Here is a 13,531-nt window from a genome sequence, read left to right as displayed (position 1 = left end):
TTTGACTTAAGACTTTTCACTTTTGACTTACGGGCGCAGATACCCTAAAAAATCAGATCGGTAAATTATATTATTTTACTTCTTCGTTTGCTTTTTGTGTACTTGACCACTTGCTTAACGCTTCTAAACCTGCAGGATTATCTTCAAAATCATGCGGTACGTTTGAACTCATGGTTTCTGATAGCGGCGTAGTTTGCGGGATAAAATCCTCTTCTGCTCCGGGCTTGCTGTAATCATAAGGCCAACGGTAAACGCTTGGAATTTCGCCAGGCCAGTTACCATGGATACGCTCAACAGGTGTAGTCCATTCTAATGTATTTGCTTGCCAAGGATTTTGAGTTGCCTCTTTACCCCAGAAAATAGAGTGTATAAAGTTGTACAAGAACGCTACCTGCGCACAAGCAGACATGATAGCGGCCCAGGTAATAAACATGTTTACAGATAACCAACGCTGCATTGAAGCAAACTCGGTAAATGCATAGTAACGACGTGGCACACCGTCAAGGCCCATAAAGTGCATTGGGAAGAATACCAGGTAAGCGCCAATGAAAGTTAACCAAAAGTGCAGGTAACCTAATTTTTCGTCCATTAATCTGCCAAACATTTTAGGGAACCAGTGATAAACACCGGCCAACATACCAAATATCGCCGCCGAACCCATTACCAGGTGGAAGTGAGCTACAACAAAGTAAGTATCATGCAGGTTGATGTCTAACGCAGCATTACCTAAGAAGATACCTGTTAAACCACCAGAGATAAAGAATGACACCATACCTACCGCAAATAACATGGCAGGCGTAAACCTGATGTTACCGCGCCATAAAGTAGCCAGCCAGTTAAATGTTTTTACTGCCGATGGTACCGCGATAATTAAAGTAGTGATCATGAATACACCACCCAGGAACGGGTTCATACCTGTAATAAACATGTGGTGACCCCATACAATGAATGATAACACGGTGATACCGATCAATGAGTAAACCATTGCATGGTAACCAAAGATTGGTTTACGTGAGTTTACAGACATAACCTCTGATGAGATACCCATCGCAGGCATAATTACGATATATACTTCCGGGTGACCTAAGAACCAGAACAAGTGTTGGAATAAGATTGGGCTACCACCTTCGAAAGGCATAACCTGGCCGTTAACAACAATGTCTGATAAATAGAAACTGGTACCGAAGCTACGGTCGAAAATTAATAATACTACACCTGCTACCAATACCGGGAATGATAACACACCCAAGATAGCGGTTAAGAAGAATGCCCAGATAGTTAAAGGCATTTTCCAAAGATCCATACCGTTTGTACGCATGTTCAATACCGTACTTACGTAGTTGATACCACCCATTAATGATGATGCTACGAAGCAAACCATACTGATTAGCCACAAGGTCATACCTAAACCAGACCCCTTCATGGCCTGAGGCAAGGCAGATAGCGGCGGATAAATAGTCCATCCCGGTCCTGCAGGGCCTTTTTGCACAAAGAATGATGATAGCATGATAACGCAAGCGGTTAAGAAGAACCAGTACGATAACATATTGATGAAAGGCGATGCCATATCGCGTGCACCTACTTGCAATGGAATTAATAAGTTACTGAAAGTACCGCTCAAACCTGCTGTTAACACAAAGAATACCATGATGGTACCGTGAATAGTAACCAACGACAGGTAAAACTCCGGGTCCAAACGACCTTCGGGAGCGAAACGGCCCAATAAAGTTTCTAATAAAGGGAAAGTTTTATCAGGGTATGCTAACTGGATCCTGAACAGGATAGAAAGTAGCATGGCAATAACCGCCATAGTAATACCTGTGATCAGGAATTGCTTGGCAATCATTTTATGATCCTGGCTAAATACATATTTAGTCAGAAATGTATCGTGATGATGCTCGTGACCCTCTTCGTGATGTGCTACTCCGTGATCTTGAACTGCTAATGTTGACATAATCGCTAATTAATTGTTTAACGCTAACCTATTTTGTGTAATACTTTTATTCTGATCTGCTGAAGCCAGTTTTAACTCTGTACGTAACGCAGGGGTTAAGTAAGGTTTCAATTTGGCAACCCATTGATTGTACTCGTCCTGAGTAACAACACGTACAACTTTTTGCATGTTGTAGTGGCCGCTTCCGCAAATTTTGTTGCAATACAACAAGTACTCAAATTTAGGATCATCTACCTTTCTACGCATTTCCTCGGTAGTAATAGTAGGTGTAAATTTGAAGAAGGTTGGCAAACCAGGTACCGCATTTTGCTGTACTCTGAAGTGTGGCATGTAAACGCTATGTATTACGTCTTGCGCAAATATGTTTAAGCGTATGGTTTTGTTTACCGGTAATACTAAAGTATCTGCCTGCAAATCGTCCATGCTATTGATATCTTTAAAATCGATACCTAACTTGTTAGAACCTGCAGATAATCTGAAATCCTTTTTACCTAATTTACCATCAGGTCCGGGATAACGTAATTCCCATGCAAATTGGTGACCGGTAATATCAATATTCAATGACGCAGGCTGACCTTTAATATCGCTGCTGTTTTCAACATCCTGCCAGGTAAAGAAACCAAAGATTACTAATACAGTTAAAACAATAGCGGGGATAATGGTCCAAACTTTCTCGATAGTATTGTTGTGAGGTAAAAAGTATGCTCTGCGTTTGTCTGAGTGTCTATATCTAAACAAAAAAGTAAACAACAATATCTGCGTGATAACAAAAACTATCAGGGTGATGATGGTTGTTGTCAGGAACATAGCATCAATACGTACACCGTGTTTTGAAGCAGCCTCCGGTAAGGTCATGCTGCCTTGTACCGTGATGTCCCAATACGCGCCATACATACCCACTACCAGGAATATCAGGCATATAACACCCATGATGGTATTCCAGTGGATGCCTTTTTTGCCTTTGATCTGCTGGCTTAGATCATATACCTTTAATATTTTACCGATGATAGCAATTACTACCGCTGCTACTAAGAAAAGCAGTATATAAAAACCTACACCTAACCAGTTAACACCCGGTTTTGCGGTAGCATCAGTAGTTACTGTTTGAGCCATCAGCAGGTTTGTGCCGCTAAGCATAAACACCGCTAAAAACGCCAGTAACTTTTTAGAATTTATCATTTTTTTGAATGCCATTGTATTGATGGTTTGGTATTCTTTATTGAGTTGCAAATTTAACAATTATTATATGTGATGATGTAAACTCTCCTGTAGGAAAGGGTGATTTTTAGGCACCATTGATTTAAACTTGCTTAAAGCGCTAAATACAAGGAAGCTGAATAACCCGGCGAATCCTATAAAAGTTCCAATCTCTTGTACGCCGAAACCTCTGCCTTTAGGGCCTACAGTAGCTGGCATGATCATGATGTAATAGTCAAGCCAATGGCCAAACACTAAAATGATACAGGCAGTTCTTAATACACCTTCATGGCGTTTTGAGTCGCGGGACATCAATACCAGGAATGGTGCTAAAAAGTTAATCACAATATTTAACCAGAACCAAGGCTGGAACTCAGGCTCCCATCTTTTATAGAAATATGCGGCCTCTTCAGGAATGTTAGCATAGTAGATCAGTAAGAACTGAGCAAACCACAGGTAAGTCCAGAATATGGAGAAACCGAATATCAGCTGGCCTAAGTTGTGCAGGTGATCTGCTGTGATCCATTGCATATAACCTTGTCTGCGCAGGGTGATGATTATCAAAGTGATTACTGATAAACCGCCAACCCAAAGAGCAGCGAAGTTATACCATCCAAACATGGTCGAGAACCAATGTGCATCTAACGACATAATCGTATCGAAAGCAAACAATGGAACAGTAAAACCAAATATCACTAAGAAAGCACAGGCTATGTTAAAACTCTTTTTATAGTTAAACATACCGCCTAATTCGTCCTCATTGTTTGAGTATTTCACCAATAATAAACCTAATATGCTGTAAGCAATCAGGTAAAATGCCAAACGGATAAGGAAGAAAGGGATATTTAAGTAACCAGATTTACCTGCAATTACTTTGTTATATGCCTCATTACCCGGGGTAGTGATAGCTTTTGGGGCCCACTCTTTATATAAATAAGTACCGGTTATGGTTTGGTGCCCTTCTTCAGTAACTACTTTCTGGGTGAAATGAATGCCGCAGAAAACAACTATGATCAATATCACAGATGCATAAGGCAATACTTTAGCAAATGCTTGTGGTACGCGTAATAAAGACGCAGACCAACCAGCTTGTGCAGCATATTGTAATGCACAAAAAAACACACCGGCAGTACATACACAAGTAAAGTAATAACCATTTAGCAGCAGGTTAGCAAATTCGCGCTCAGGCCCCAGTATGAAACCTACTACGATGCCAATTACGCCTAACACTATAGCAATTAAGCTGTAGGTTTTTAGCTTGCCGCTAAATTCAAATTGTTCGTTTATAGTATTATGAGTTTCCATTAAATTCAATGCTTATAAAGTTTGTAAATGGTGAACATACAGCACTACTTTCCATCTTTCTTCAGGGCTAAGTTGTGATGCGTATGAACCCATCGCATTTAAGCCGTAAGTAATGGTGTGGTATATTTTACCATCGGTTAAGTCTTTCATTGCACCACCGCGTGATGACTGGCCTTTAGAGTATGATGGTGGCGCCGGGAAACCGTGTGCCACTACTGTACCGTCACCCTGCCCGGTTGCACCATGGCATGGCGAGCAAAATGCCAAGAACAGTTGTTTACCATCAGTATAATTTTTAGCATTATTTAAAATCATGCTTTTAACCTCAATACTGGCCTGGTTGTAGCCATCCATTGTTTTTGGATAATCAAATCTTGTAAAACCAACCGGGGTTGTACCTGCCGGCGGCAACTGTGCCGTTTTACCATCCTTAAAATTCGGATTAGCTTGATCCGGATCAAAGGCTATCTTTTCATACATATTGGGGGCATATTCCCAGCCGGTGCTTCTTTTATCGTTGCACGATGAAGTAACAATCGTGGCAACAACGGTCACAACCGCAATACCCAATACTTTATATTTATTCATAGCTAACATATTTTCTGTCGTTATGCTTAATTTCAACTGCTCCTGCTTCCTTCAGGATATTAGTAATGTCTTCGTGCGGAGTACTTCCTTTAGCATCAATAGCTATCACGAAACGGTCGTTAGTTGCTCTCAGGTCCATTACCCTTGGCGCACGGCCAGGGAAAAGATGTGTAGAGTAAAAAAATGTAAAAGCCATACCAAATGAAGCGAACAGTACAGACCACTCAAATGTAACCGGGATATAATCCGGTAAAGCAAAGTGAATTTTACCACCTATATTCATAGGCCAATCGTAGCCTAAGAAATAGTATACCATACTTAATATAGTTGTTCCGCCTAAGCAGCCAAACATAAATGCTGCATAACCTAAACGTGAATCTTTTATACCTAATTTTGCCTCAATACCGTGTATTGGCATTGGCGTGTATACATCATAAATAGGGACGCTATTTTTCTGTAGTTTGTCAATCCCGTGCATCATTACATCCGGATCGTCAAAAAGGCCTAATATATATTTGGTGCTGCTCATAGTTTATGCGTTTTCGTATACTGAAATATCAACACTGTCAAATTTCTTCAATGAGTTTTTGTAGAATTCTACCTGCTCAGGATCAAGATGACCTTCTGCTATTTGTTTCAATTTGTATTCCTCGCTTTGATCTTTCAATAACAATTTAACCTCGGCCATTGCAATTGAAGGCAATACGCGGATAAATAGTAAGAACAAGGTGAAGAACACGCCTATTGATCCGATGAATACAGACACATCAACCCAGGTTGGATAAAACATTGCCCAGCTTGATGGGATATAGTCGCGGTGTAATGAGGTTACGATGATCACGAAACGCTCAAACCACATACCGATGTTCACGATGATTGACAATACCCATGACATGGCGATATTGGTACGTACTCTCTTAAACCACATTACCTGGGTCATTAACACGTTACAGCCGTACATCATACATGCTGCCCACCAGTATGGACCAATAAACCTGTTTAAGAAAGTATATTGCTCATACTCGCCGCCTGAATAGTAAGCGATGAAGAACTCAGTAATATAAGCCACACCTACTACCGAACCGGTCACCAAAATGATCTTGTTCATTGATTCGATGTGGAACATGGTAATATAGTTTTCTAAGCCTAACACCTTACGGGTTACCAGCAATAGTGTTTGTACCATCGCAAAACCAGAGAAGATTGCACCCGCAACGAAGTATGGAGGGAAGATGGTAGTGTGCCATCCCGGCTCTAATGATGTTGCAAAGTCCATGGATACAATGGTGTGTACTGAAAGCACCAGCGGAGTTGAAATACCTGCCAAAATCAATGACACGGTTTCAAAACGTTGCCAGGTTTTTACTGATCCTGTCCAGCCAAAAGAAAGAACAGAATAAATACGACGGTACCAGCCTGTACCACGGTCGCGGATTGTAGCTATATCCGGCAATAAACCTGTATACCAGAATACTAATGATACAGAGAAGTAAGTCGAGATTGCAAATACGTCCCAGATCAGCGGTGAGTTAAAGTTAACCCAAAGAGAGCCGTATTGGTTAGGCAATGGTAAGCAATAAAGCGCCATCCATGGGCGGCCCATGTGTGATACTACATAAGTAGCGGCGCAAATTACCGCGAAGATGGTCATCGCCTCGGCAGAACGGTTAATTGAGTTACGCCATTTTTGACGGAACAATAGTAATACCGCAGAGATCAGCGTACCAGCGTGACCGATACCTACCCACCACACGAAACCGGTGATGTCCCAGGCCCAACCCACTGTTTTGTTTAAGCCCCAAGAGCCTATACCGTACCAAAATGTCCAGCTTACTGCAAACACCCAAAGGCAAGCACCTAATGATGCAAAAGTAAAGCCTATCCACCAGGCCCTGTTTGGTTTATTTTCAACGGGAGCCAATATATCGTCGGTTACTTTGGCGTAGGTTATGCCTTTGCCGGTAACTAACGGTTCCCTTATTATTGATTCTTTATGAGATGCCATATTATAGCTATTGTAAAGATTAAGCTTCTAATTCGTTTGTGTTTCTAACCTTAACCTGGTATCCAATACCCGGTTGTACGTTTAACTCTTCCAATACGTAGTAGGTTCTTTCGCTGCGTAATGCTTTTGAAACTTCAGACTCAGGGTCATTACCATTACCAAATACAATTGCATTTGCAGAGCAGGTTTGCTGGCAAGCTACTTTAATGTCGCCATCTTTAACAGGGCGTTTTTCCATTTTAGCTTGTAGTTTACCGGCTTGTATACGTTGTATACACATTGAGCATTTCTCCATAACACCGCGGAAACGGGTAACTACGTCTGGATTTAATACTAATTGTGTATGTTGTTCTGCTAAGTAATTTTCAAAGCGTGAATCATTCCAGTAGTTAAACCAGTTGAAACGACGTACTTTAAACGGACAGTTGTTAGCGCAATAACGGGTACCTACGCAACGGTTGTAAGCCATGTGGTTCAAACCTTCTGATGAGTGAACGGTAGCTAATACCGGGCATACGGTCTCGCAAGGTGCGTGGTCGCAGTGCTGGCAAAGCATTGGCTGGTGTACAACCGATACATTGTTGATGTTTTTCAACTTATCGATCTCATGCTCTTCGGTAACGCCTTTGCCTTGCTCGTCATTGAAGGTATAGTAACGGTCAATACGGATCCAGTGCATCTCACGACGGCGGCGAACCTCGTCACGACCAACAACAGGCACGTTATTTTCTGCGTTACAAGCTACCACACAAGCACCGCAACCGGTACAAGCGTTCAAGTCGATAGCCATTACCCAGTTATAAGTAGGCCTGTCGTAGTTTTCCCACAAGCTTTTGTAATCTTTATGCTCGCCATCTTTACCGCTGTTTACGTAAGGATTCTTTTTGTATTCAGTAAACGAAGCATCGCGGATAACATTACGACCCTCGTAAGAGTGGTGAGTTTGTGTTTGTGCAAGGATGATCTGGTCGCCGGTTGCAGAAATTTTTGCAACAGCTGATCCTTGTACGGTTCCGTTACGGAAGCTATAAAGCGGATAAGCGTTTTTACCAATACCAGATTCAATTACAGCACCACCTTTAGCGCGGCCGTAACCTACAGCTACAGATATGGTACCTTCTGCCTGGCCTGGTTGTAACAACACCGGTAAAGCAATTGAAGTTCCGTTAGCATCGATAGTGATCACGTCGCCTTCTTGCAGGTTTAATGCTTTCAGGTCTGTTAAAGACATGGCAGCAAAGTTGTCCCAGGTAACTTTAGAAACCGGATCTGGCAACTCTTGTAACCATGGGTTGTTTGCATGTTTACCATCGCGGATAGCAGAGCTTTGGTATAAGTGCAATTCGTATGCTTTATCGCCTGCAACTAATGAAGTGCTTTGTGTTAAGATAGTTTGAGCAACTGCATTCAGATCTTTACTAAAAGAATAAGCACCTGCTGTTTTAGCGGCAACGTGTACAAAACCTGTCTGCAACAAAGTCTCCCAACCTTTCTGACCAGATAAACCACCCATTGCAAGGATGTTTTTATCCCAGTTATTTCTAACATAGTCATAATAAGTTTTGGTAGCGCTGCTGCTCCAGATCAATAAGCTTTCTTCTGCCTGGCGAGTATTGTAAACCGGGTTAATGGTTGGCTGCATTACGGTGTAGTAACCTGCAATAGCGCTATCATCGCCCCAAGACTCTAAGTAATGGTGGTTTGGCGCTACAACGGTTGCTAAAGCAGCAGTTTCGTCAAGGCTGGTATTGAAAGATATTTTCAAAGGCACTTTAGCCAATGCCTCAGTGATCTCTTTGGTGTTATAGTAATCGTAAACCGGGTTAGCATCCAGGAACAATACAGCAGCGATATCGCCTTTCTTAGCATCGCCAATGAAAGCGGCTAAATCAGCGTCATTACCTTTGTATTGGTTTGAATTGTTATCCAGATCTATCGTAGTTCCGTAGCTTCCTAAAGCAGCGTTGATAGCGTTAACCAAGGTTTGGGTAGCCACATCATTAGATCCGGCTACAACCAATGCTTTACCTTTTGCAGCAGCTAATTCTTTAGCGGCAATGGTGATGGCGTTATTAGCAGCGTTATCAGCTAGTTTTTTAGTGCCTGGTAAAGTAGTACCGGTAATAGCGTTGTACAGATTAATTAAAGCAACACCTTCTTCAGATGGTTTTAATGGGATACGTACGTCGGCATTGGTACCTGTCAGGCTCATGCCAGTTTCGAACTGGATATGGCGAGACATTTTTTTGCTTTGCAGCGATTTGTTATTTCTGTTAGATACGTACTGACGGGTAAACTCTTCGCCAGAGATCCAGGTGCTCAGGAAATCAGCCCCGAAGCTTACAATAACATCAGCTTTATCAAAATTGTAATGAGGCAATACGGCTTTACCAAAGCTATTTTGGTTAGCCTGGATAATACCTGTATAAGAAACCGCATCATACATAATGTGTTTAGCGGTAGGGTGTGCAGTAATAAAATCGGCAATTACAGCTAAAGTAGATGGGCTGCTGATTGATGACGATATGATAGCGATCTTTTTGCCTGAGTCTTGAATTTTAGCAAGCTCTAATTTAACGTAGTCATCAACCTCGTTCCAGGCTTTGCCTTCGCCATTAACCAATGGTGCTTGTACGCGGCTTACATCATACAGATCTAAAACTGATGATTGTGCCTGTGCGCTCAAACCGCCTTTAGCTAAAAGATCGTTAGGGTTACCTTCTACTTTAATAGGGCGACCTTCGCGGGTTTTAACCAAAATAGCATGACCTTCGTAAGTTGACGAATAGTAGTTGGCCACACCCGGAGTTACCTCTTCTGGTTTAATCAGGTATGGTATTGATTTGTGTACAGGCACTTTTTGGCAAGCTGCCAAAGTAACCGCGCCCACACCAAAGCCCACCGCCTTTAAAAAGTCGCGACGAGGGGTTTTGCCCAATAGACCATCTCCACTTAAAACATCTTCGATAGGAATAGGTTCCGCGAATTCATGTTTATTTTTCTCAACAAATTCTGGTGTTTTGTTTAGCTCTTCTAAACCTTTCCAGTATTTTTTATTGCTATCCATTTAAGCTATAGTATAAACTGTAATGCTAAGTTCTGTTATTATTAATAGTGGCATTTGCCGCACTCGATACCACCCAATTGAGCAGGAGTAACTTTCACACCTTTTTTAATCAGGTCGTGAACAGCTATCATGTTCTCATAGTATGCGTTGCCTTTCATATTAATATCTGTGCGTTTGTGGCACTGTATGCACCATTTCATTGTTAATGGCGAGTACTGGTAAACCTCTTTCATGGTTTCAACCGGGCCGTGGCATTGCTGACATTTGATACCACCAACTTTAACGTGTTGTGAGTGGTTGAAGTAAGCAAAATCAGGCAGGTTGTGGATACGGATCCATTGAATAGGACGAGCTTTCAGGCTGTCGTATTTCTGAGTTTGCGGGTCATAACCCAACGCGTCATATATTTTGTGAATCTCCAGCGACTCGGTTTTAACCGTTTTGTGGCAATTCATACAAACGTTTAATGACGGTATTGAAGCGTTTTTAGATTTGTATGCGCCCGAGTGGCAATATTGACACTGTATTTGCATTACACCTGCGTGCAGATCATGCGGGAATTTAATAGGCTGTACCGGTTGGTAACCCTGGTGTACGTTAGTATTCCATAACGCCACCCAACCCCAGCTGCACATGGCAATAGTGCCGGCGAAAATGATAAAGAATACCAGTTTTTTATTTTTTAATATTCTTTTTAATAGTGCGTATTTGTCAGCAGCAACTTCGCTTTCAGTAATTTCAGCTTCAACAGGCAGCAATCTTTGGCCACCTATCAGGCGTTCTAAAGTTGCAATGATGTTGTTTAATACCAGGATAATGATCAAGGCAACCACAATCACACCAATCAATGCATAAACTGCTAAATCGCTTGGGCCTTTGTCTTCGGCGACAGCACCGGCAGCAGGGGCTGCTTTTTTCTGGTCATCCTGAATCTTTTTCCAGTCGGCACGCACATAAGCAATAACATTAGCTATGTCATCATCTGAAAGTTGAGTGAAGACCGACATACTTGCCTGGCTATATTCATTCCAGATCTTAAGTGCTTTAGGATCTTTAGCTGCAATTAATGCCTGATTGTTGCGAATCCAGCTGGCTAACCATTTATCGTCAGTCTCTGACGAGATAACGGGGCCTAACGCCGGACCTGTCATACGGCTGTCTATTTTGTGACACGACGTACAGTTGGCTTTAAAAATAGCTTCACCTTTTGCAGGATCACCTTGTGCCTTAGCAGAAATCCCCCAGACAGTAAAACAGGCAAGCAGTAAAACTGTCTTTGAGAATTGTTTAAAAATCAATGAGATGCTTCTCATAAAGTTGTATTGATGCTAAATATTTAATTGTAATATGTGTAAAACAGAGGTAAGGCCTTAGCTTTTCTCGGAATTTTCAGCCACAAAAGTATAATTTATTAAATAATCGCTGACAAATAAATGACAGTAAAACTTAATTTATAATTATTCTAAATAATGTAGATATTGAGTAAGATTGTATGTATAAAATCAATTTTTATAATAGGTTTACAAGCAATCATTTAGGCAACTTTCAAGTACTAATTTCAATGGCAAAGGAAATAAAAATCCGGGGGATAAATTTAGTTTTTGACGACCTTGGAACAGGCGAAGTAGTGTTTTTTGTACACGGCCAACCTTTTAACCGTAGCATGTGGGCGCCGCAAATCAAAACGTTTTCAGAAACCCACCGGTTAATAATCCCGGATCTACGCGGTTACGGCGACAGCATATCGCCCAAAAACAACACTATAATTTTATTAGATGAGTTGGCCTTAGACCTTCTCCATCTGCTGGAAGAGTTACATATTGCAAAAGCAGTGTTTGTAGGCTTGTCTATGGGCGGCCAGGTGGTGCTTGAGCTTTATCGCCTGGCGCCCCGTTTATTTAAAGGATTGGTTTTGGCCGATACCGATGCAAGAGCCGAAACCGAAGACAGTTATAAACACCGACTAGAACTAGCCACGAAGATAAAAGCCGATGGTATGGAAAAGTTTACCGACGAGCGCATCCATTTATTTATGTGTGATGATACCTTTAAAAACAATCCTGAAGCTGTTGCGCATTTAAGAGAGATGATGATTACGACCAATGCCGCCAGCTCGGCAGCGGTACAACGCGGACGGGCCGAACGGCGTGATCATGCTAACCTGCTTTCTGAAATTAACATACCGGCACTAATTATTGTGGGCGAGGAGGACGAGTTTACGCCAATTGCTACCGCCAAGTTTATGCACGACAGAATCAAGCAATCAAAATTGTCTATCATAAAAAACTCCGGGCACATTCCCAATATGGAGCAACCCGGAGCTTTCAATAAAGTATTAGCTGATTTTTTAAACCAGCTTAAGTAATAATTTTACTGCCCCAATAACCAGGCAAAGATCAACGGCGCAACAATAGTCGCATCGCTCTCTACAATAAACTTAGGTGTATGTATATCAAGTTTGCCCCAGGTGATCTTCTCGTTAGGCACCGCGCCCGAATATGAACCATAGGATGTAGTTGAATCAGAGATCTGGCAGAAATAGCTCCAGAAAGGAATTTCAGGCATTTCCATATCCTGGTATAGCATAGGTACCACACAAATCGGGAAATCGCCGGCAATACCACCGCCAATCTGGAAAAAACCGATGCCCTTGCCTGATGAATTTTTAACGTACCAATCGGCCAACCAGGCCATATACTCGATACCGCTTTTCATAGTGACAGCTTTGATCTCGTTTTTAATAACGTACGATGCAAAGATGTTACCCATGGTTGAGTCTTCCCAACCCGGTACCACAATTGGCAGGTTCTTTTCGGCAGCTGCCAGCATCCATGAGTTTTTCGGGTCAATCTCATAGTACTGTTCCAAATCGCCGCTTAACAGCATTTTGTACATGTACTCATGCGGAAAATACCGCTCGCCGGCGTTATCGGCGTCTTTCCATAACTTATGGATATGTTTCTGTAAACGACGAAAAGCCTCTTCTTCAGGAATACAGGTATCAGTTACGCGATTGTAATGGTTCTCTAACAGATCCCACTCATCCTGCGGGCTCAGATCGCGGTAGTTAGGCACACGTTTATAGTGCGAGTGCGCTACCAGGTTCATGATATCTTCTTCCAGGTTAGCGCCTGTGCATGAAATTATGGCTATTTTATCCTGACGGATCATCTCGGCCAGTGAAATACCCAGCTCGGCAGTACTCATAGCGCCGGCTAAGGTCACCATCATTTTGCCACCTTCCAACAAATGGGTTTCATAACCTTTAGCGGCGTCCATTAATGCTGCAGCGTTGAAATGCAGGTAGTTTCTTTCAATAAACTGAGATACGGGTCCTTTAGTTGTGCTCATTATATTACTGTTATAAATATTTCGCAAAAGTAGACATTTTAGTATTACCCGAATTTTAAATTTC

At 42.0% G+C, this 13,531-nt stretch carries 10 protein-coding genes; 1 reads left to right on the top strand and 9 read right to left on the bottom strand.

Translation table 11 applies throughout. The features are described 5' to 3' along the window. Window positions 1–70 precede the first annotated feature (70 nt). The 8 genes from HB679_RS11460 to HB679_RS11425 are packed head-to-tail and all read right to left on the bottom strand — an operon-like array spanning window position 71 to window position 11,429. On the bottom strand, window positions 71–1,954 hold the full coding sequence (locus tag HB679_RS11460) for a cbb3-type cytochrome c oxidase subunit I (RefSeq protein ID WP_214072121.1): 1,884 nt from the start codon (window positions 1,952–1,954) through the stop codon (window positions 71–73). Window positions 1,955–1,963: 9 nt separating this feature from the next. Continuing rightward, the gene (locus HB679_RS11455) at window positions 1,964–3,148 is read right to left on the bottom strand and encodes a cytochrome c oxidase subunit II (RefSeq protein WP_214072120.1); all 1,185 of its coding nucleotides are present in this window, start codon (window positions 3,146–3,148) and stop codon (window positions 1,964–1,966) included. A 48-nt stretch (window positions 3,149–3,196) separates the two neighbouring features. Further along, window positions 3,197–4,456: a quinol:cytochrome C oxidoreductase gene (locus HB679_RS11450; RefSeq protein ID WP_214072119.1), complete on the bottom strand. Its 1,260-nt coding sequence runs from the start codon at window positions 4,454–4,456 to the stop codon at window positions 3,197–3,199. A gap of 12 nt (window positions 4,457–4,468) precedes the next feature. Beyond that, the gene (locus HB679_RS11445) at window positions 4,469–5,044 is read right to left on the bottom strand and encodes a cytochrome c (protein ID WP_346345153.1); all 576 of its coding nucleotides are present in this window, start codon (window positions 5,042–5,044) and stop codon (window positions 4,469–4,471) included. Continuing rightward, window positions 5,037–5,573, bottom strand: coding sequence for a DUF3341 domain-containing protein (locus HB679_RS11440; RefSeq protein WP_214072117.1), 537 nt, complete (start codon window positions 5,571–5,573; stop codon window positions 5,037–5,039). Before HB679_RS11440 ends, HB679_RS11445 begins: the two co-directional genes overlap by 8 nt. A 3-nt stretch (window positions 5,574–5,576) precedes the next feature. Continuing rightward, complete coding sequence (gene nrfD, locus HB679_RS11435; protein WP_214072116.1) at window positions 5,577–7,049, bottom strand: NrfD/PsrC family molybdoenzyme membrane anchor subunit; 1,473 nt, start codon at window positions 7,047–7,049, stop codon at window positions 5,577–5,579. A 19-nt stretch (window positions 7,050–7,068) separates the two neighbouring features. Beyond that, window positions 7,069–10,116, bottom strand: coding sequence for a TAT-variant-translocated molybdopterin oxidoreductase (locus HB679_RS11430; RefSeq protein WP_214072115.1), 3,048 nt, complete (start codon window positions 10,114–10,116; stop codon window positions 7,069–7,071). Between the two features lie 41 nt (window positions 10,117–10,157). Beyond that, window positions 10,158–11,429: a cytochrome c3 family protein gene (locus HB679_RS11425; RefSeq protein WP_214072114.1), complete on the bottom strand. Its 1,272-nt coding sequence runs from the start codon at window positions 11,427–11,429 to the stop codon at window positions 10,158–10,160. Between the two features lie 248 nt (window positions 11,430–11,677). Here HB679_RS11425 and HB679_RS11420 point away from each other — a divergent pair, with 248 nt between their 5' ends. After that, the gene (locus tag HB679_RS11420; RefSeq protein WP_214072113.1) at window positions 11,678–12,481 is read left to right on the top strand and encodes an alpha/beta fold hydrolase; all 804 of its coding nucleotides are present in this window, start codon (window positions 11,678–11,680) and stop codon (window positions 12,479–12,481) included. A gap of 5 nt (window positions 12,482–12,486) precedes the next feature. Here the strand turns inward: HB679_RS11420 and HB679_RS11415 are convergent, their stop codons facing one another. Continuing rightward, window positions 12,487–13,467, bottom strand: a complete 981-nt coding sequence (locus HB679_RS11415) for a deoxyhypusine synthase family protein (protein ID WP_214072112.1) — start codon at window positions 13,465–13,467, stop codon at window positions 12,487–12,489. Window positions 13,468–13,531: the final 64 nt, after the last annotated feature.

The sequence above is a fragment of the Mucilaginibacter sp. dw_454 genome, assembly GCF_018449775.1.
GTDB lineage: Bacteria > Bacteroidota > Bacteroidia > Sphingobacteriales > Sphingobacteriaceae > Mucilaginibacter.
The sequence above is the reverse complement of the archived record's forward strand: the minus strand, read 5'-3'. Positions and strand labels throughout refer to the sequence as shown.

What these genes read in the sequence shown, in the direction of transcription:
- HB679_RS11460 (WP_214072121.1), bottom strand. Translation starts at nt 1,954, where the DNA reads ATGTCAACATTAGCAGTTCAAGATCACGGAGTAGCACATCACGAAGAG.
- HB679_RS11455 (WP_214072120.1), bottom strand. Translation starts at nt 3,148, where the DNA reads ATGGCATTCAAAAAAATGATAAATTCTAAAAAGTTACTGGCGTTTTTA.
- HB679_RS11450 (WP_214072119.1), bottom strand. Translation starts at nt 4,456, where the DNA reads ATGGAAACTCATAATACTATAAACGAACAATTTGAATTTAGCGGCAAG.
- HB679_RS11445 (WP_346345153.1), bottom strand. Translation starts at nt 5,044, where the DNA reads ATGAATAAATATAAAGTATTGGGTATTGCGGTTGTGACCGTTGTTGCC.
- HB679_RS11440 (WP_214072117.1), bottom strand. Translation starts at nt 5,573, where the DNA reads ATGAGCAGCACCAAATATATATTAGGCCTTTTTGACGATCCGGATGTA.
- nrfD (WP_214072116.1), bottom strand. Translation starts at nt 7,049, where the DNA reads ATGGCATCTCATAAAGAATCAATAATAAGGGAACCGTTAGTTACCGGC.
- HB679_RS11430 (WP_214072115.1), bottom strand. Translation starts at nt 10,116, where the DNA reads ATGGATAGCAATAAAAAATACTGGAAAGGTTTAGAAGAGCTAAACAAA.
- HB679_RS11425 (WP_214072114.1), bottom strand. Translation starts at nt 11,429, where the DNA reads ATGAGAAGCATCTCATTGATTTTTAAACAATTCTCAAAGACAGTTTTA.
- HB679_RS11420 (WP_214072113.1), top strand. Translation starts at nt 11,678, where the DNA reads ATGGCAAAGGAAATAAAAATCCGGGGGATAAATTTAGTTTTTGACGAC.
- HB679_RS11415 (WP_214072112.1), bottom strand. Translation starts at nt 13,467, where the DNA reads ATGAGCACAACTAAAGGACCCGTATCTCAGTTTATTGAAAGAAACTAC.